This is a genomic window from bacterium, from assembly GCA_023150945.1.
Lineage (GTDB): Bacteria > Zhuqueibacterota > Zhuqueibacteria > Zhuqueibacterales > Zhuqueibacteraceae > Coneutiohabitans.
In genome coordinates this window covers 47,410-67,254 of sequence record JAKLJX010000015.1, presented here as the reverse complement: position 1 = coordinate 67,254, position 19,845 = coordinate 47,410, and the positions used below count along the sequence as shown (strand labels likewise).

Here is a 19,845-nt window from a genome sequence, read left to right as displayed (position 1 = left end):
CCGGCTGGAGCCGTGCGTGCCTTCCTCGCTGTGCCGGCTTCAAACACTCGTGGCTTTGCGGACGGACGAGATACGCGAGGTGCGCTTATGGCGCGTGCCGGCCGCTTCCTCGTGCGCCTCTTCCGCCGGCGCCTGCTCGTGCATCTGCCCAATGCCGATGATCACCCGCACTTTGCGCGTGGCCGCCTCGATTTCCGCCATGATCGTTCCCACGCGGCGCAGGAAAAAGTTGTAGGCAATCGCGGAGGGAATCGCCACAAACAACCCGGCAGCCGTCGCAATCAACGCTTCGGAAATGCCCGCTGCCACCACCGACGGCCCGCCCGAGCCGGAGACGGCGAGATCATGAAAGGCACGAATGATGCCGATGACTGTTCCCAACAAACCGATGAAGGGTGCAATGTTGCCCATCGTTCCCAGAATGCTGAGAAAGCGTTCCAGCTTGATCTTCTCTTCGAGCGCGGTCGCTTCCATCATCTCCTTCACCCGCTTCTCGCCCAGCGCCAGATTCTCCAACCCCGCGCGCACCACCAGCGCCAGCGGCTTGTGCAGGGTTTGGCAATAATGCAGGCAGGCGCGCGGTCCGCCGCTCTGCATGTTTTTGTAGATGGCGCTGACGAAGGCGTTGGCATCGAGAGTCGTGCGGCGGAAATACAGCCAGCGCTCGATGATGAACGTCACCACCAGCAGGGAACAGCCGAAGAGAACGATGAAGGTCGGGCTTTCCCGCACCGTTTCCCAGAAATTAACTTCCATTTCAGGCTCCGAACAAGTCCATTAGTTCATCTTGATGAAGATCATCGGATAGACGACTTTCATGTAACCGCGCGCGATGGGTTGATACTTCCAGCGCCGGATGGCGTCGCGCAATTCCTCTTGCAAGGCCGCAATCGGAATTTGCGAGGAGAGAATCTGCACCTCGGTGACTTTGCCGTCCGCGCCGATTGTCACTTCCACCTCAACTTTGCCGCGCGCTTCCAGGCCGCTCTTCAAATACTTGGTGTAAATGTACTGCAGCCGCCCCATGTTCTCCATCATGACCTGGCGCAGGGACTCCTCGGAACGGCCGCCGCCGCCGCTGGTGGCCTCCTTGCTGCCGGTGATGCGGCCGATGCGCTCGATGGTGACGCGGCCGACCTTGCCGAGCTTGACGCCGGTGCCGCCAATCTCGCCTTTCAAACCTTCGAAGACACCGTCCACGCCGTTGCCGTATCCTCTGCCGTCGCCATTGCCGGTGGCAAAGCCTTCCATCACACTGGCGCTGAGGTCCGCGCCGTTCTTGCTGCCGTGGCCGTTGGTGAGAAATTTGCCTGCGCCCGCAATGTGCAACACCGGTTCGCTCGATACGCCGGCGACGTCCGCAACGCCGTCCATCACCTTGAGCACGCCAAAGTCTTCCACGTTGGGCGCCGGCGGCCCGGGCTCGCCGCCGCCGGCGGGAATGCCGTTGGCGAACGGGCTGCCGAAATCGCTGGCGTTGGCGGTGCTGCGCCGGCCGGTGTCGCGGCCCGCAACGACTTCACCGTTGTTGAACGCATCCGTCTCGCCGGGCTCCACTTCCTGCTCCGGCGCATTTTCCTCCGGCGGCTGCTCGGTTTCGTCAATGTAACTGATCTCGCGGATCTCGAGAATCTCGGGCTTGCTCATCAACGAAGAGGACAGCCACGCCGCAAAGATCAAGGCATGCACGAACAGAGAGCCGCTGATGGCGATGCTGAAGCGTTGAGGCGGGTGGGCGGCAATGGCATCCAAGGTGGAGGAGCTTGGACGCGGGCGAGCAGAAGCACCATCTCTGGAAATTTTAGCCTGCGCTATCCTCATGCAAGCAGGATCATCCTAATGAGAAAGAGAGAGACGAGTATTCGAGTCGAGAGGTGAATCTATGCGGCATAATATACCAGCCGCCGGCGGTGGGCGCGGACGCAGGCAGCCGGCCGCCTTGATCATTTTGCGGTGATTGCCTATATTGCGCCCGATTCGTTAGAGCAGGCTGACACACCCATCGCCTGCGCCGTTCCCACGATTCTTTTCATCAGCAGATTCCATGCCCGCACGTCACGTCATTCTCGGCACTGCCGGCCACATCGACCACGGCAAAACTTCGTTAGTCAAAGCGCTCACCGGCGTGGATACCGATCGCCTGCCGGAGGAAAAAGCGCGCGGCATGACCATCGATCTCGGCTTTGCCCATCTCGATGAGTTCGCCACCCTCATCGACGTTCCCGGCCATGAAAAATTCGTCAAGAACATGGTGGCGGGCGTGAGCACCATCGACCTGGTCTTGTTCGTCATTGCGGCCGATGACGGCGTGATGCCGCAGACGCGCGAGCATTTGGACATCTGCTCGTTGCTGCAAATCCCGCGCGGCCTCATTGTCCTCACCAAAATCGATTTGGTCGAGGCCGACTGGCTGGCGCTCGTGCAGGAAGACATTCGCCGGCTGGTGCACGGCACTTTTCTGGCCCCGGCGCCGATCCTGCCGGTTTCCACCCTCACCGGCGCCGGCATTCCCGAGTTGAAACGCGAACTGGCGAAGCGCATTGCGGATTTGCCGCCGCGGCAGGATCGCGGCGTGTTTTGGCTGCCGGTGGATCGCACGTTTGTAATGAAAGGATTCGGCACCGTGGTCACCGGCTCGGTGCTGTCCGGTCAGCTTGCCGTGGGCGACGAGGTGGAGATCCTGCCCGAGCGGCTGCGCGTGCGCGTGCGCGGCTTGCAACGCCACGGCCAAAGCACGACGCTGGTGCAAACCGGCGATCGTGCCGCCATCAATCTGCACGGAATCACCACCAGCCAGGTGGCGCGCGGCCAGGTGCTGGCGGCGCCCGGCTACTTCGGCCCGGCCACACGCCTCAACTGCCGCCTGCGCTTGCTGGCGCAGGCTCCCGCGCCGCTGCCGTTGCGCAGCCGCGTGCGCGTGCATCTCGGCACCGCGGAGATCATGGCGCGGGTGATTCCGCTGGCTGCCAACCAACTGCAACCCGGCGACAGCAGCTTCGTGCAATTGCGCTGTGAAAAACCGGTGGCGGCGCGGCCGCGCGATCCCCTGGTGATTCGCCAATATTCTCCGCCGCACACCATCGGCGGCGGCGTTGTGCTCGAAGCCGAAGCCGCTCCGCTGCGCCGCCGCAATCCGGCACTGTTGGTGCGATTGCAGGCGCTCGAACAACACGAGCCGGAGGATCAGTTGATTGCGCAATTGCTTCTGCCCGAGCGTTATGCCGTCACGCTCGATCAAATTGCCAGCGAGACCAGCCATTCCAAAGAGGAAGTCGGCGCCCGTCTCGAACGGCTGGTGCAACAGGGCAGCGTCGTGGCAATCAGTAAACGCGCCTTCATTCATCGCCTGCGGCTGGAGGCCTTGTGGCATCGCCTGGCCGCGGCGCTGGCTGAGTATCATCAACAGCATCCCACCAAATTGGGATTGCGCAAAGCCGAAGTCAGCAGCCGCATCCCCGCGCTGGCCGAGGCCGGTCTGTTGAATTTTCTCGTCAAGATCAGCAAGGCCGAGAACAAATTGAAGGAAATCGAGGCGCATCTGGCGCTGGCGGAGCATGAGATTCGCCTGAATGCAGAGCAGGAAATGCTGCGGCAGCAAATTCTCGCGCGCCTGCATGCCGGAGGATACACGCCCGCAAGTCCGGCGGAGCTGGCGGCAACGCTCAACGCCACGCCGGCGCAAATCGCTGAAGTGCTGGAAGTGCTCGTTCTGCGACAGGAAGTCGTGCGCCTGGAGGAGGGCATCTGGCTGCACCGCAGCCATCTGGAGGAAGCGCGCAAAAGAGTGATTGACTATCTGCGCCGCCATGGCGAAATTACCGTCAGCCAATTCAAAGAGCTGGTGGACAACACCAGCCGCAAATTCGCCATGCCGCTGCTGCAATACTTCGACGCCGGCGGCGTGACCCAGCGCCAGGGCGAAGTTCGGGTGTTGGGCGTTGCGGGAAGCGCAAGCAAAACGCCTTGAGGCCCTCCTACTGGAAGCCAAATGCCAACCGCTGGCTGGCGAAAAGGAGACCACACTGCCACAGGAGAGGCAATTTGCCTCTCATGCGCTGGACGGTGGGCGAACAGTTGCAGAGGGAACAAAGCCTGCTCCACAACCTGACCCCACTGCAGCCGCTCTGGTGGTCTGTTAACCTAAAAAGTATGGCCACCACTAATGTCTTCCTGCAAGGATTCTGTGAAGATTCGAGCACGGCGCCAAGTACCTCACAGGATTCCTTCTGAATGACTCTCGGAATCACTTGTACAAATCAAGGCAACAAGACACTGGTTCCATCAGTCAGATTGCCGGGCGCGGCCCGCCGAACACGCGAAACACAACAAAAGCCTTTCGCGTTCTTCGTGGGTTTTGCGGGTACGATTTCAAATGCGACTAATGCTACAACGTCAAGTTGGATTCAACACCTGCCAATCATGTCACGCTGTGCGGGTCTTCCCCCAAACTGGGCACGCATCAGACAACGGCTCGTGGGCCGGGAGCAGGGGCAGATTCTGGCAGAAGGACAACATCGGAGTCATAGACTTGACGATACGGGATTGAGTAGAACTCGTCGGAGCACCTCATGATCATCACCTCCCCGCACGGCACCGCCACCATTCCCGAAGGCCTGCCGGCGGTCCCTCCCTCTTCACCGGCCGCGCTCGACCAGGCGGTTGACCGTTTACAGGCCCACAAGCAGAAATGGGCGACCCTCGACGTTCGCGCCCGCCTCGCGCTCCTTGACCGGCTGTTGTTCGATTGCCTGGCGCTCGCCGAGCCGTGGGTGGCGGCGGCCAATGCCGCGAAGGGCATCGACCCGCGCAGCCGCACGGCCGGCGAAGAATGGCTCGGCGGCCCACTGTGCATTCACCGCAATTTACGCCTCTTGCGCCAGGCTCTGCGCGATATTCAGAAGCACGGCCGTCCGCTGTTCCCCGGCACGGCGAGAATGCGGCCCAACGGACAAGTGGTGGCGCCGGTGATGCCGCAGGATCCCTATGAGCGCGTGTTGTACAGCGGCATCTCCGCAGAAGTGTGGATGCAGCCCGGCGTACGTCTGCCGGACCTGGCGGCGACGCAGGCGGTTTCCTATCACACGCTGGCGCGCGGCGGCAAGGTAGTCCTGGTGCTGGGCGCCGGCAATGTCGCCTCCATCGGCCCGATGGACGCGCTCTACCAGCTCTTTGTCGAGAATCACGTCGTTTTGTTGAAAATGAATCCCGTGAATGCCTACCTGGGGCCGTTCCTCGAACAGGCATTTCGGGCGCTGATCGAAGGGAATTTTCTGCAAGTGGTTTATGGCGGCAGTGAGGAAGGGGCGTATCTCTGCCACCATCCCGGCGTGGAAGCGATTCACATGACCGGTTCCGACAAGACCTTCGAGGCAATCGTCTTCGGCCGCGGCCCGGAGGCCGCGCAGCGCAAAGCCGAGCGCCGGCCGCTGCTCACCAAACCGTTTACCAGCGAGCTCGGCAACGTCAGTCCGGTGATCATCGTGCCCGGCCCCTGGAGTGACGCCGAGATTGAGTTTCAAGCCGCCAATCTGGCGACCATGCTGACCAACAACGCCGGCTTCAACTGTGTGGCCATGCGCGTCATCGTGCAGCACGACGGCTGGCCGCAGCGGCCGCAACTGCTGGCGGCGCTGCGCGCGACGCTCGGTCGCATTCCACCGCGGCTGGCCTACTATCCCGGTGCGGCCGAGCGCTACGAAAAATTCCAGGCCGCTCACCGCCAAGCCCAGCCGATCGGCACGATTGGCGAGGGCAAACTGCCGTGGCTGCTCATCAGCGATCTCGATCCCAACGCTTCCTCCGAAATCTGCTTCACCACCGAGTCCTTCTGCAGCACGGCAGCGGAAACCAGCATCGCGGCCGCCAGCATTACTGAGTATCTCGAGCGCGCCGTGGCTTTTGCCAACGACAGATTGTGGGGCACGTTGAGCGCGACGATTCTGGTGCATCCCGCCTCGCTGCGCGATCCCGAAATCAATGCCGCGGTGGAGACCGCCATCGCTGACTTGCGCTATGGCACGGTCATCGTCAACCACTGGTCCGGCGTGGGCTATGGCTTGATTTCCACGACCTGGGGCGCCTTTCCCGGCCACGACATTTACGACATACAATCCGGCACCGGCGTGGTGCACAATGCCTTCATGTTCTCCCAGCCGCAGAAATCCGTGGTGGCGGGCTCGTTTCGCGCATGGCCAACGCCGTTGTGGTTTGCCACCAACCAAGTGCTGGATCGGCTGGCGCCCCAGGCCGCGCGCTTCGAAGCGGTGCCTGCCTGGTGGAAAATTCCAGGACTCGCCGCGACCGCGCTGCGAGGATGAGCGCGGCCGCCGCGGCCATCGCAGCTTGATCGCCAACAGGCAAAGCCGGCCAGCCCCTCTTTCGTGTCCGTCCGAAAATGTTCAACCTCGGCTGAGCCGCGGTTTCTGAAACCTCGAATGTCTTGGAAACTCCCGGGGATTTGATGCAACGGCCAAGCCGTTGCAGGATCATTTTTCAAAAATTGGCGATTTCGGCGGACACGATCTGTTTTCCCGAGCAACAATATTCGGTGCGCAATGCCTTCAGACCACGCCTCTTTCCCCCGTCCGGCCTATGCCTGGTACGTTGTTGCCGTGCTCACGCTCGCGGCGATTTCGGCTTATATCGATCGCCTGATCCTCAGCCTGCTGGTCACGCCCATCAAACGCGATTTCATTCTCAGCGACACCGAGCTGAGCCTGCTCATGGGTTTCAGCTTTGCTTTGTTTTACACCGTGCTCGGGTTGCCCCTCGGCCGCTGGGCCGATTCCCACAGCCGCAAGAGAATCATCATCATCGGCATCACGCTGTGGAGTTTAATGACCGCGCTCAGTGGCATTGCCAAAAACTACGGGCATCTTTTCCTGGCGCGCGTGGGCGTGGGAGTGGGCGAGGCCGCCCTCTTTCCGGCGGCCTATTCGATGATTGCCGACTATTTTCCCAAACAGCGCCTGGCCATGGCCATGAGCGTGTTCGGCATGGGCATTTTCATCGGCTCAGGTTTGGCCATGTTCATCAACGGCCTTGTCGTGGGAATGACCTCACAACAGACGATGCTGGAATTGCCGTTCATTGGCGCCGTCTTCCCCTGGCAAAAAATTTTCTTTGTGATTGGTTTGCCGGGCTTGCTCATCGCTGCCTTGATGTTTACCGTGAAAGAGCCGGCGCGGCGCGGCGGCCTGGCCGCCTCAGCGGGCGCAGGGCCGGCGCAATATCCCATGCGCGCAGTCTTCGCCTACATGCGCGCTAACAAAATGACGTTCTTCTGTCACAATCTCGGGTTTGCACTGTTTGCGTTGCACAACTATGCGGCGAACGCCTGGATTCCGCCATTCTTCATGCGCACCTACGGCTGGGAGGCTGCCAAAGTCGGCATGGTCTACGGTCCGATCATCGTCGTCTTCGGCACGATTGGCATTTTGCTGGGAGGCTATCTCACGGATTGGTTGGCGCGGCGCGGCCATGCCGATGCCAAGCTGCGCACGGGCTTGCTTGCGGCACTCGGCCTCACGCCCACCATCATTCTCTATCCGCTCATGCCGAACGGTGAGGCGGCACTGCTGGCTTTGATTCCGGTGAATATCCTGGCGAGTTTTGCCTTCGGCGCCGCCACCGCCGCGATTCAAGAGGTGGCGCCCAATCAAATGCGCGCGCAAGTTTCGGCGCTCTATCTGTTCGTCCTCAATCTCATTGGGTTGGGCTTTGGCCCCACGGCCGTGGCGTTGACCACGGATTTTGTTTTCGGCGATGAAAACAGCGTTCGCTATTCGCTGATCGTTGTCGGTACTATTGCCCTGTTGCTGGCCGCGCTGCTGTTCTGGTTGGGATTGAAGCCGTACCGGCGGAGCCTGGCGAATTTGCCAGAACAGGACGCCGCGCGCCGCTGAACCGAAACCTGTCTTGCATCTCGCAGCGGCACAAGCTATATTTCGGCCATGTTAGAAATGCGTCCCTACATTGAAGCCTATCGCCGCCGTATTCGGGGAGCGCGCGTGTCCAGGCGGCAACGTGCGGAACTGGCGCGCGAACTGGCCCTGGGCTGCGCTCAGAAGCTTGCGGACGAATTCGGTGCAACACGGGTTTACTTGTGCGGTTCATTGGCGGAAGGCCGTTTTCGCCTGACTTCGGACATTGACCTCGCTGTGGAGGGGCTGGCGCCGGAAAAATTCTTCAAGGCATCCGCGGCCATCGCCCGATTTGCCCGGGACTTCGACGTTGACCTGATTCCGTTCGAAACATACAAATATCAAGCGGAGATCCTTGAAAAAGGCCAGATCCTATATGAATGCAATCGAGAGCAAAGCGTTGCACCGGCTCAATGCTGCCCTAAAAAAAGAGCTGGAGAAGTTGAGTGAGTTGGTTGCAGAGCACGCGTCATTGTCATTCGACACAGCCCATCCGCGCATTATCGGCTCCATCCTGCATGATTTCTAGACTGGCGTTGAGAGAATTTTCTACAAAATTGCAACCGAACTCGAAGGCGATATTCCGCAAAGCCGTATCTGGCGCAAAGATCTGCTCGATGATATGGCGCTCGATATTCAGCAAGTACGGCCGGCCGTCATCACAGACGACTTGCGGCAAACGCTTGAGCAATATTTACGCTTTCGCCGTGTGTTTCGCGGCTCCTATGGACTTGAATTGGATCGCGAACGGATGCGCGCGATGTTCGAGGGGCTCCAGGCAGTTTTTAGCCAATTCCAGCACGAATTGGCCCAATTTCTCTCCACCATGACAGTGCTCGCGCAGGAATTGGAAACCGATGATCAAACAAGCGAAAATTGATCTTTGCATTGTGGCAACACGGAAGCCTCTCACGAACATAACTTTGAAAAAGGAATAAATGGAAGACAAAATCGCCGTCTTTATCGATCTCGAGAATCTGGTGTTGGGCGACAAGCAGCCGATCATCGGATTCAACATTCAAAAAATTCTCGGGCGCTTGCTGGAAAAAGGCAAAATCGTCGCCAAACGGGCATATTGCGATTGGGAGAAATATCCCAAAGAAAAGCTGGCGCTGCATGGCGCGGCCATCGATCTCATCGAAATTCCGCACCGCGGCATGACCGGCAAAAACTCGGCGGACATTCGCCTGGTGGTCGATGCGCTCGACATGTGTTTCTCGAAGGAGCATATCACCATCTTCGTCATCGTCTCCGGCGACTCGGATTTCAGCCCGCTGGTTTCAAAGCTCAAGGAGAACGGCAAAACCGTGATCGGCGTGGGCCGCAAGCAGGCTTCCTCGGAATTGCTGATCAGCAACTGCGACGAGTTCATTTTTTATGAAGATTTGCTCCGCCCCGTCGGCGAGCCGCCCAAGATCAAAGGCCTGCCGCGCAAGAAGGCGCAGGTGATGTATTGGCTGATCGACGCCATCCAAGCCTTGATGCGCGAGAACAAAGAAGTGCTGCTGGCCTCCACCATCAAGCAGACCATCAAGCGCAAGCGGCCTTTCTTCGATGAAGGAGAATTCGGCTACGATTCCTTCTCCGAGCTGTTGGAAGATGCGCAGGCCAACGGCATCCTCAAGCTCGACCGCCATTCCAAGAGCGGCACCTATATTGTGACCGGGTACGGCTCGAAGTGAAATATCCCGGGCAAGGGTTAGCATCATGACAGCAAAAATCTTCATGACCAGGCTTGCCAACGGGCAGGCCGACGTCGTGCAGCAATTTCTCGATCTCTTGAATGACTTGAAGATTGATTATTGCGTCATTGGCGGCTTGGCGGTGAACGCTTATGTCGAGCCGGTGGTGAGCCTGGATTTGGACCTGGCCGTTACCGTTGAGGCCATTGATCGTCTCGTCAAGGCCGCCGGCAAGCACTTTACGATCAAAAAATTTCCGCCCAGCCTGAACTTGAAAAGCGCCCAATCCGAGCTGCGCATTCAACTTCAAACCGATGCGCGTTATCAGGCATTCATCAAAAACGCGTCCCTAAAAAATGTCATGGGATATCTGATGAAGGTTGCAGCTTTGGAGGATATCTTGCTAGGCAAGATTTGGGCATATGCGGATAGCGAAAGACGAAAGAGCAAACGCCAAAAAGACCTGGCCGATATTCTCCGATTGGTGGAAGCCTATCCGCAGCTTGAAGAACGCCTGCCCGATTCAATCAAAATTCAAATACGCGACTGAAAGCATTCTCCCAAAACAAACTCATGACAAAGTATTTGTCATTTTGCTCGACGGACGACTGGTTTTGATGGTTGTTATAATGTGAAAACATGGTGAGGAAGGAAACAGCGAGATTTGCGGTGGGATGCCAGCGCGCCTGCCAGCGTAAATGCAAGCTGCGCGCGACGGTTCCGGTGGGAAAATTCTCGTGGTAGGATTGTCCAGCGGGAACAGCTAGCCAGGGCTGATCGAAAGCCGTGGCAATGCGGCCTTCGCCGCGACGGCGGTACTCAAAAACGAATTGCGTCCAAACTTGCCGGCCGGCATAGGCGCTGGCATGCGCCAGCCAGCGATCAAAATCATTGCCGAGAAAATGCGCGAGCGGCTGCCCGCGATGCAAAAACTTCTCCCAATCGCGCTTGGTTTTGTAAGTTCGATTGGCGACACGGGTGTATTCCAAACCGATGGTTGTTCCACTGAGACCGAACGGTTCAGCAACTCGCCCGCCGATTAACATCCCCCATTCATTCGGCTCCAGATCCGTGCTGTCGACGTTTTCGATTTGAAAATCATCGATCAGCCATTGGCCGTAAATCTCGACGCCGGCCTTGGGCATGAACAGCGCATCAACGGCGATGGCGGTATTGGCGTTGAGATCGCCGTTGAGCTGCTCGCCGTGATACAGCAACAGCGGATTGAGCATGAGCCATTCGAAACGGCGGTGCGGACCGCCATACAACGCCATTTGCGAGAATGCCAGGCGCAACCGCTGCGGCAGAATTTCCGCTTCCAGACGGCCGGCGGCGAGAGAGCGGGAAGCAAACTCGGTGCGCAGACTCTGCGCCAGCGAGTCCGGCAGGTGCCAGGGATCGAGCTGGGCAGCCAGATACACGAAACGCAGCCGCGGCAAATCGAATTGAAAATGCAAATGATCGAGCGCGCGGCTGTAGTCGGAGAGCACTAACGAAGCGTCAAACCCTCTCCCCCACTTCACATAATCCCGCCCCAGCTTCACACTATATTTGCCCTTGTCAAAACGAGCATAGGCTTGCTCCGTCAACCCGGTAATGTCGCGCCAGCGCTTGCCGAGGTATTCCGGTTCATCAGAAACACCGCGATCCACGCGCATCACGTTAACGAACGAAAAAGCGGCTGAGGGAAAGATGCCGAGAAAGCTGCGCACGCCAACTTGCGAATGCGCCGCGATGAAGTTGCGCTCATGGCCGAGCTCCGGCGGCAACGTTTGTGAACGTCCGGAAAAGCCAAGTTGCGCCAGCACAAATGACGAGCGAGAGGAATCCTGAAAAACCGCTGGTGGTGAGAGCTGGTTAAGCCAAAAGCTGTTTGCCGGTTGATCTTTGGTCGGTGAGAAAGGCCCATCCAACTTAAGATTACCGCGTAATGGTGAAGACATTTGCGACAATGCCAGCTCGGGGTAGCGCAAACTGAGTTGATCGAGATAGTCGTTCTGCCAATGCCAGGTTGGTTGTGTCCACCTGGGGACTTGCGCTCTGACGAACACGGGGCTGGCCAGCAAAATTGTCAGGATTATTTTGAGGAGGTGATGACGAACCATGTGGGCCTATTCAACATAAAAGCCTTGGCCAGGCCAAGGCTCATCGTAACGTTTACAATCACAAGCCACGGCCAAGCTGTGGCTGAACATTACCGAACTCGAATCACGCGGGCCGGTACGCCCGCAACCACCGCATTCGCCGGCACATCTTTGGTGACCACGCTGCCGGCGCCGACCAGTGCGTATTCACCAATGGTGACGCCGCAGAGAATCGTCGCGCCGCTGCCGATGCTCGCGCCTTTTTTCACCACCGTCGGCACCACTTGCCAATCGCTTTCGGTTTGCAGGCGGCCGTCGCCGTTGGTGGCGCGGGGATAGCGGTCATTGATGAACGAAACGTTGTGGCCGATGAACACCTCGTCCTCGATGGTCACGCCCTCGCAAATGAAGGTGTGACTGGAAACTTTGACCGCGCGGCCGAGCCGGGCATTCTTCTGAATCTCGACGAACGCGCCGATTTTGGCATCATCGCCGATCTCACAGCCATAGAGATTTACGAAAGCGAAGATTCGAACGTTCTGGCCGAGCTTGACATCTGCTGATATTCTTTGATAGTTTTCCACGAAAACTCCTTGCGCGAATGGGTGGCGAGCGGCACGGCGCGTCCGCCGGCGCGCAGCGATTGATCCGCCGCTTCCAGGATGCGCACGACGTTGTAACCGGCCGTGCCGTCGGTGAGCGGCCGGCGGCCGCTACGGATGCACTCCACGAACTCCGCGGCCAGCAGGCTGAGCGCCTCGGTCTGATCGATCTTGGGGGCGTACATGTCGCCCATGCGATACTGCACCAGCGTCTGGTACACCGATTCCTTCTCGGTGATCTCGACGCCGCGGTTGTAAACCTTCACCTTTTCGCTGGGCTCCATGTCGTCGTAGACCACCATGTGCTTGCTGCCGCCCAGCAGGATGCGCCGCACCTTCACCGGCGACAGCCAGTTCACATGAAAATGCGCGATCAGCTTGTCGGCAAAGTGCACGGTGAGATACGCCACGTCTTCCAGACAGTTGTAATGGCTCACCCCGACTGCGGAGACCGACACCGGCTCGCGGTCGATGAGATGATCCATGATCGACACGTCGTGCGGGGCCAGATCCCAAATCACATTGGTGTCGTGCTGAAACAAACCGAGGTTGACGCGCACGGAATCGAAATAGAGAATATCGCCGATTTCACCGCTGTGGATCATGTCTTTCACTTTGCGCACCGCGCCGGTGTAGACGAAGGTGTGATCGACCATCAAGATCAGTCCCTGCTCGCGGGCAAAGGCAATCAGCTCGCGGGCATGCTCGACTTTGGTGGTCATCGGCTTTTCCAGCAGCACGTGTTTGCCGGCGCGCAATGCCCGCAGCGCCAGCGGATGATGGGTCGAGACCGGCGTGGCGATCGCCACGGCGGCCACTTCCGGCCGCTGCAGCAGGCTGTCAAAAGAGGTCGTCACTTCGGCATTGGTGAACATCTTCTTGACCTTGTGGAGACGCTGTTCTTCCACGTCACAACAGATTACGCCCTCCACCCCCTCGGTCGCAAAGAAATTGCGTACCAGGTTCGGACCCCAATAGCCCAGGCCAACGACGCCGATTTTCATAAGCATGTCCTCGACAACGTTATTTTGCGCCTTTTCCGAGAAGCATCACCGGGATGGTTTTCAGAATGAGCGGCAGATCCAACAGGAATGAAGCATTTTGAATGTAGTAGAGGTCGAGAATGACCATGTCGTCAAAACCGACCAGACTGCGCCCGCTCACTTGCCACACTCCCGTACAGCCCGGGGTCACACTCAATCTTTTTTTGTGCCAGTCTTCATAGTTTTCCCATTCATAGGGCAGGCAGGGCCGCGGCCCCACCAGGCTCATGTCGCCCTTGATCACGTTGAAAAGCTGAGGCAACTCATCCAAACTGGTTTTGCGGATGAAGCGGCCGACGCGCGTGATGCGCGCCTCGTTGACGATCTTGGTCGTGCCGTTGCGGCCGGCCGCGTGCGCTTCGCCGCGCATGAAGCGCAGCATGCTGCGCTTGCGGGCGTCATCGTCATCGCTGCCGGCGACCATCGAACGAAACTTGTAGAAGTGAAACGGCCGGCCGTGTTTGCCCATGCGGATTTGCCGGAAGAACACCGGCCCGGGCGAGTCGAGCTTGATGGCAACCGCGATCACCGCCAGCACCGGCGCCAGCAAAATCAAGCCGGCAGCCGCCAGGGTCACATCCAGCGCGCGCTTGAGCAGTTTCTGCAGCCAGGAGGGCCGGGCCGCGCTGAAGCCCACCACCGGAATGTTGCCGTAGCGCTCGGTGGACATGCGCTCCGGCACGACTTCATACAGCGGCGAGGCGATCTTCACCGCCGCGCCGGTCTGGCCGCACAACTCCAAAACGTCGAGCAGACGCTGCGGCGAGACGTCATCGAGACAAACCAGGATCTCCTCGATGCCGTGGCGGTGCACCATGCGCTGCACCTCGTCCATGCGCCCCAGCACGCGGAGCTGCTCGAACACGCGCGTGCCCACCGGCAGCTCGTCATCCAGGAAGCCGGCGACGCGCAGGCCGTAAGGATTCTTCAGGCGCACGGTGGCTGCCATCATGCGGCCGGTGGCGCGGCCGCCCAAAATCAGCACCGCACGCCGATACAAGTCGTGCTTCGCGAGAAAGAGAAACAGGCTGCGAAACAGCACGATGCGCGTGAACACCAGCAGCGCAAAACTGATGAGAATGAAGCTGAAGGGCGCGAAGCGGCTGGCAATGATGACCTGCGCGTTTTTGATGAAGGAGAACAGCGTGAGGCCCAGCACCGCCGCAAAGATGCCGTTGCCGATGCGCACGACGTGATCGGCGAGCGAGAGAAACACGTTGATCTGGTACATCTGGTAATGCTGGAAGATCAACACCACAATGGCGCCGTAGATCGCGCCGAACAGAATCTCGGGCTGATGCGCCTCCAGCACGGCGGCCAGGGAAGACAACTGCGGCTCCGCGCCATACGCCAGTGCCAGCATGAAGGCGGTGTTGATGCTGACCCAATCCAACAGGCCGAGCAGATATTTGTGCGGTGCTCTTTTGATGGCGCGTACCATGGCAGTCGCCTCAGGCCACTCCGCTTCGGCGCAAGCTCAGGATCACTTCGGTGATTTGGGCGGGCAGGTCGGGATTGCCCGGCGTGAAGGCAGCGCTGCCGTTGCGGCGTTGCAGCGGAATGTTATCGATTTGCCGGGCCTGCTCGATGAAGGTCATGCGGCCCGCCTCCTGCAAATGCTCGTCGAGATAAGGCCGCCGGCCGGTGAAGATGCTGTAGGTCGGCACGCCCAGCAGCGCGGCCTCACGATTCATCGTGCCGCCGCCGCTCACCACCACATCCGAGGCCCACAACAGTTGCAGGCCGTCCACCGCGCGTTCGAGCACGCGCAGGTTCGAACGCCGGCGCAACGCCGCGGTCAACAGCCGGCGCTCCGCCGCGGTGCGATTGACGATCAAACACTGCACATTCTGCTGAGCGGAAAAGAATTCCAGGCAGGCGCGAAACAGGGCTTCGCTCTTGTCGTCGTGATAGTTCCCCACCATGCTCGGCGGCCGCAGGGTGACGAGAATTTCCTGCGGCGCGAGTCCCAGGGCCGGGCGAAAGGCCGGATCCGGCGTGAAATCGCGCAAGTAAATTTCCTCCTTGAAACCGGCGTAGCGAATAACCTTGCTGAGCTTGAATCCCGCCTGCGCCAGGCGCTGGTCGGGAATGGCCGCCGGCATGAGCAAATGCGTGGCGAGCGTATTGAAGATTCTCGCTTCAGTGTATTCATAATCTAGCATCAAAAGGGCCGGAATGCCGAGACGCGCGGCGGCAACAAGCTGGGTGCGCGAGCCGTGGCTCACCGCCAATGTGACTGCCCGGCCGCGCACCAAACGCGCCAATTCGCGGCCCCGCTGCAGCAGATTCACGAGCTTGCCGAGCCTGCCTTTGCCGCCATGCCGGCCCAGCAGCGTGTGCGGAATGTGCCAAAGCGTTAACAGATCTTTCGTCTGCGCAAAATCGCGCGCCGTGATGAAATGCTCCTGCCGCCGCCGGCTCAACTCCGCAAAAATCGGCCGAAACAAGGGCACATGTGGAGAGTTGTCGAGATCAAACCAGATCATGCCTGGATGCTTGATGCTTGATGCTGGATGCTGGATGCTGGATGCTGGATACTTGATGCTGGATGCTTGATGCTCGATGCTTGATGCTCGATGCTCGATGCTCGATGCTCGATGCTGGATGCTCGATGCTTGATGCTTGATGCTTGCTACTTGATACTTGATGCTTGATGCTGGATGCTTGATACTTGATGCTTGATACTTGATGCTTGATGCTGGATACTGGATGCTGGATGGTCTCCAATTTTTGCTGAAACCTCACACATCCCCCTTGCTCCTTGCCCCTTGCCCCTTGCTCCTTGCCCCTTGCTCCTTGCCCCTTGCTCCTTGCCCCTTGCTCCTTGCTCCTTGCCCCTTGCTCCTTGCTCCTTGCTCCTTGCCCCTTGCCCCTTGCCCCTTGCTCCTTGCTCCTTGCTCCTTGCTCCTTGCCCCTTGCTCCTTGCTCCTTGCTCCTTGCTCCTTGCCCCTTGCCCCTTGCCCCTTGCCCCTTGCTCCTTGCTCCTTGCTCCTTGCCCCTTGCTCCTTGCCCCTTGCCTCAGCACAGCCGCGCGAGCGCGAGAAACATCCACGCCTGCACCCAGCGCATGAACGGCCGCTTGTCCACCAGAAAACGGTTGCGGCGATAGTAGAAGTACCCCTCCGGCGACCAAAACAACGCCAGCGCATGCGGCACAACTTTCTCCACCAGCTCTGCCGCATCGGGAATCTCGTCGCCCAGCTCTTGTAGTGCAATCAATGCGTGCGCGAAGGCATGGCTGTCCAGCGGATAGTCTTTGTTGGGATAGTATCGCACGCGGCCGTCACCGGTGAAAAACTGGCGCCGGTAGAAGGCACAACCGCGCTGCAGGGCCGCGCGACCGGGGTTGTCTGGTCTCGCTCTCAGGAATTGCTGCAGCGCCAGCAAACTGTAGCCAGTGTGAAAGCTGTCGATCCAGCGGTTGTACCATTCCTCACCATAGAGCCAGGAACCGTCCGCTTGCTGCCGCGCCAGCGAATAGCGCATGCTGCGCTCGGCCAAGTCTGCATAAGCGGCATCCTCCGTCAGCGCGCCGACCCGCGCCAGCAGCGCCGCCGCCAGCATGTTGGCGTTGTGAATGCAAAACCGGTCGAGCGGCGTATAGCTGAAGGCAAAGCTGCTGCCCGCGGCAATGCGATTGAGGCTGCCGGCGATGAACTCACACGCCGATTGCGCGAGCTGCAGCCACCTGCGCTCGCCGGTCAGCGCGTGAAACTCCAGCAGCGCTTGTCCCACGAAGGCAGTGGTGACCACATTGGGCGTGAAGCGCGGCGCGTAGAAATGCCGGTTGGCCCAGGGAAATTCATAGCCCCACGCGGCGCCGGCATAACCCGCAATCGCATTCTTCTCCAGCCAGTGCGCGAACCAAGTCGCGCGCTCGCGATACTGCGGCTTGCCGGTGGCGAGAGAAAGCCGCGAATAAGCGGACAAGAAAAGTCCCATGCCCTTGGCATTGTGTTCCGGCCGAATGCCCAGCAACGGCCGCAGATTCACCGGCGCGCGTTTGACCACTTGCAGCGCGGCCATGCCCAACACGCGCGAGCGGCCGGTGAGCGCCGCCAGCAACGGACTGTTGAGGCCGTCGTGGGGATCATAGCCGCAATAATCCCGCGCCCGCAGCCAGCGCTCGTGGCGGAACAAGATCTGTTGCAGAGAAAATGAGCGGGCCGGCAACGCACGCGGCTGCATTGGCAGCGGATCGGCGGTCAGGTGAGATCCGGCCATGCGATGGCTTGCGGCTGGCGGGTGCGCAATGATTCACTGATGGCAAAAGTGACCAGCGAGGGATAGAACAATTCCTGGGTCTCAGAGACGGACTCGCCACGCAGAAAGGCCGCGACCTCTTCCGCATAGCCCTTGCCCGGCAGCTTGAGCTTTTCCCGGCCGGCAGCGGCATAGAAGATCGCGCTGGTGAAGTTGTCGAGACTGGCGCACAGGCCGCCGCCGAAAATCTCGAGATTCTCTTTCGGCATGCGCGTGCTGCCGTTGGCGAGATAAGACACGGTTGCCAGTCCGCCGTTTTGGAAACGAATCGTGGCCACGACATTGTCGGCCGGCACCGCCCCGCTGCCGGGCGCCGCGAAACCTTCGGCGTAAACCGACTCCGGCGCCGCGCCGATGAAATACTGCGCCAAATCCACAAAATGGCACGCCTCGCCGATGATGCGGCCGCCGCCGAATTGCGGATGATGCAACCAATGCCCGCTTTCCAGAAAGCCGGCATGCACGCGGTAATTGACCACCAGTGGCGCAGCCACGCCGGCAAATCTCCGTTTGAGCTGCTGTGCCAGCGGCGCATGCCGGCGATTGTAACCCACCGCCAGCAGCGGCGCCGCCGCGGCACGCTGCGCCTGTGCTGCGGCATAAGCGCGGTGCAAATCACGCAACTCAGTGAGATTGAGTGCGGGCGGTTTTTCCACATAGACGCTCTTGCCGGCCTGCAAGGCGGCAATCGCCAGGGCGGCATGGGCTTCGTGGCGCGTGGCGATGAACACGCTGTCAATGCTGTTATCCGCGAGAAGGTCGCGATAGTCCGTGGTGCAATAGGAAAAACCGAACTTCTCGCACACGCTTTTCGCGCTCGGGCCATGCGAGTTGGCCACGCCGGTGAGCTGCACACCCGGCTGCCGCTGCAACGCCGGCAGCAAGTAGCCCTGCGCAAAATTGCCCGCGCCGATGAAACCAATGCGCCGGCCAGCCGGCCGCACGCGCACCGCTGGCGCTTGCCCGTTCATGAGCTTGCGCACGAGCTGGCCGTTGCCTTCGGGATATTCCAGCAGCACGCCGAGATACTTTTCCTGGGTCTTGCCGAGAATGAGCTGATAAGCTTCCACCGCGCGCTCGAGCGGAATGCGGTGGGTGGTCAAGTCCTTCACCTTCACTCGGCCCTTGGCGAGCAATTGCACGAACGCGGCGAGATTGCGCTGCTCGGTCCAGCGCACATAGGCAAAGGGATAGTCTTGTCCTTCCGCTTCATAACGCTGGTCATAGCGGCCCGGGCCATAGCTGCACGACATCCGCACGTCGAGTTCTTTCTCGTAGAACGGGCTGCGCGGCAGATCGGCGCGCACCAAACCGACGATCACGATCCGGCCCTTCTGGCGCGCCAGCTTGCCGCTCAGCTCGAGCGGGTCGTTGCTTTTGGTCGCGGCGGTAATCAAACACGCATCAAAGCCGTGGCCGCCGGTGAGGTCGCGCAGGGTTTCCTCCAAGTGCGGCGTCTGCCGCAGATAAGCCGCCACGCCCGCTTGCTGCGCGCGCGCCACATTCTCCGCGCTGAGATCGAGGCCCACCACGTTGCAGCCATTGGCCTCGAGCATTTGAATCGTGAGCTGGCCGAGTAACCCCAGGCCGATCACCGCCACCCATTCGCCCAACCGCGGTTCTGCCTGGCGCACGCCCTGCAGCGCAATCGCGCCCAGTGTGGTGTAAGCGCCCTCTTCTGCGCTGACATTGTCGGGCAGCCGCGTGCACAGATGCTTCGGCACCAGCACATATTCGGCATGGTGCGCGTATTCTCCGCCGGCGCACGCGACGCGGTCACCGGCCTGAAACAGCTCCGGACAGCCGCTCTCCACCACTTCACCGGCGCTGGAATAACCCAGCGTCTTCAGCGTGCGCAGCCGGCTCCTGACCTTGGCATAGGTGGCGAGCATGCCTTCGCGCCGCACGTTGTCCAGCGCCTGCCGCACCAAATCCGGCCGTTTTTGCGCCTTGCCCAAAAGACTGCTCTGTGCCACTTCCACCGTGGCGCGCTCCGTGCCGGCGCTGATCAAGGAGAAACGGTTGCGCACCAGCACCATGCCCGGCCGCACCAGCGGCGCGGGCAGGTCGGCAACTCGCAATTCACCGGTTTGGAAGTTTTGGAGGATTTGTTTCATGAAGATGAGTGGAATACGAGGAGGACTAATATTACAAGGTCAAGTCGAATTCTATTGCACAGACAAACAGCCCCATGGCGAAATGTAGAAGCCAAGAGCAACGCCCTGGAAAATCGGTAATCATGAGAT

Annotated in this window: 16 protein-coding genes; 7 read left to right on the top strand and 9 right to left on the bottom strand. The window is 59.8% G+C overall.

The window, feature by feature from the left end; all coding sequences use genetic code 11:
* Positions 1-39: 39 nt before the first annotated feature.
* Together L6R21_18690 and L6R21_18685 are read right to left on the bottom strand one after the other, a co-directional pair.
* On the bottom strand, positions 40-756 hold the full coding sequence (locus L6R21_18690) for a MotA/TolQ/ExbB proton channel family protein (protein ID MCK6561227.1): 717 nt from the start codon (positions 754-756) through the stop codon (positions 40-42).
* Between the two features lie 21 nt (positions 757-777).
* Positions 778-1,752, bottom strand: a complete 975-nt coding sequence (locus L6R21_18685; protein MCK6561226.1) for a TonB family protein — start codon at positions 1,750-1,752, stop codon at positions 778-780.
* Positions 1,753-2,044: 292 nt separating this feature from the next.
* Between L6R21_18685 and selB the strand changes: the two genes are divergently transcribed.
* The 7 genes from selB to L6R21_18650 all read left to right on the top strand — a co-directional run bounded on the left by selB (position 2,045) and on the right by L6R21_18650 (position 10,154).
* Complete coding sequence (gene selB, locus L6R21_18680; protein MCK6561225.1) at positions 2,045-3,967, top strand: selenocysteine-specific translation elongation factor; 1,923 nt, start codon at positions 2,045-2,047, stop codon at positions 3,965-3,967.
* A gap of 601 nt (positions 3,968-4,568) precedes the next feature.
* Complete coding sequence (locus L6R21_18675) at positions 4,569-6,317, top strand: aldehyde dehydrogenase family protein (GenBank protein MCK6561224.1); 1,749 nt, start codon at positions 4,569-4,571, stop codon at positions 6,315-6,317.
* A 237-nt stretch (positions 6,318-6,554) separates the two neighbouring features.
* Positions 6,555-7,904, top strand: coding sequence for an MFS transporter (locus L6R21_18670; protein MCK6561223.1), 1,350 nt, complete (start codon positions 6,555-6,557; stop codon positions 7,902-7,904).
* A 57-nt stretch (positions 7,905-7,961) separates the two neighbouring features.
* On the top strand, positions 7,962-8,372 hold the full coding sequence (locus tag L6R21_18665) for a nucleotidyltransferase domain-containing protein (protein MCK6561222.1): 411 nt from the start codon (positions 7,962-7,964) through the stop codon (positions 8,370-8,372).
* 172 nt (positions 8,373-8,544) lie between these two features.
* The gene (locus L6R21_18660; protein ID MCK6561221.1) at positions 8,545-8,802 is read left to right on the top strand and encodes a hypothetical protein; all 258 of its coding nucleotides are present in this window, start codon (positions 8,545-8,547) and stop codon (positions 8,800-8,802) included.
* A 58-nt stretch (positions 8,803-8,860) separates the two neighbouring features.
* Complete coding sequence (locus tag L6R21_18655; GenBank protein ID MCK6561220.1) at positions 8,861-9,604, top strand: NYN domain-containing protein; 744 nt, start codon at positions 8,861-8,863, stop codon at positions 9,602-9,604.
* 106 nt (positions 9,605-9,710) lie between these two features.
* Positions 9,711-10,154 carry a hypothetical protein gene (locus L6R21_18650; protein MCK6561219.1) on the top strand — a complete coding sequence of 148 codons (444 nt, stop codon included), beginning with the start codon at positions 9,711-9,713 and terminating at the stop codon, positions 10,152-10,154.
* Here L6R21_18650 and L6R21_18645 read toward each other — a convergent pair.
* The 7 genes from L6R21_18645 to L6R21_18615 form a co-directional block, all read right to left on the bottom strand.
* Positions 10,132-11,709, bottom strand: a complete 1,578-nt coding sequence (locus L6R21_18645; protein ID MCK6561218.1) for a capsule assembly Wzi family protein — start codon at positions 11,707-11,709, stop codon at positions 10,132-10,134. The two genes, L6R21_18650 and L6R21_18645, sit on opposite strands and share 23 nt — an antisense overlap.
* A gap of 89 nt (positions 11,710-11,798) precedes the next feature.
* The gene (locus L6R21_18640) at positions 11,799-12,272 is read right to left on the bottom strand and encodes an N-acetyltransferase (GenBank protein ID MCK6561217.1); all 474 of its coding nucleotides are present in this window, start codon (positions 12,270-12,272) and stop codon (positions 11,799-11,801) included.
* Positions 12,203-13,294, bottom strand: coding sequence for a Gfo/Idh/MocA family oxidoreductase (locus L6R21_18635; protein MCK6561216.1), 1,092 nt, complete (start codon positions 13,292-13,294; stop codon positions 12,203-12,205). The genes L6R21_18640 and L6R21_18635 overlap by 70 nt, the downstream gene beginning before the upstream one ends.
* 19 nt (positions 13,295-13,313) lie before the next feature.
* The gene (locus L6R21_18630; protein ID MCK6561215.1) at positions 13,314-14,774 is read right to left on the bottom strand and encodes a sugar transferase; all 1,461 of its coding nucleotides are present in this window, start codon (positions 14,772-14,774) and stop codon (positions 13,314-13,316) included.
* A 10-nt stretch (positions 14,775-14,784) separates the two neighbouring features.
* Positions 14,785-15,822, bottom strand: a complete 1,038-nt coding sequence (locus L6R21_18625) for a DUF354 domain-containing protein (protein ID MCK6561214.1) — start codon at positions 15,820-15,822, stop codon at positions 14,785-14,787.
* Positions 15,823-16,354: 532 nt separating this feature from the next.
* On the bottom strand, positions 16,355-17,560 hold the full coding sequence (locus tag L6R21_18620; protein ID MCK6561213.1) for a hypothetical protein: 1,206 nt from the start codon (positions 17,558-17,560) through the stop codon (positions 16,355-16,357).
* Complete coding sequence (locus L6R21_18615) at positions 17,542-19,716, bottom strand: bi-domain-containing oxidoreductase (GenBank protein MCK6561212.1); 2,175 nt, start codon at positions 19,714-19,716, stop codon at positions 17,542-17,544. Before L6R21_18615 ends, L6R21_18620 begins: the two co-directional genes overlap by 19 nt.
* Positions 19,717-19,845: the final 129 nt, after the last annotated feature.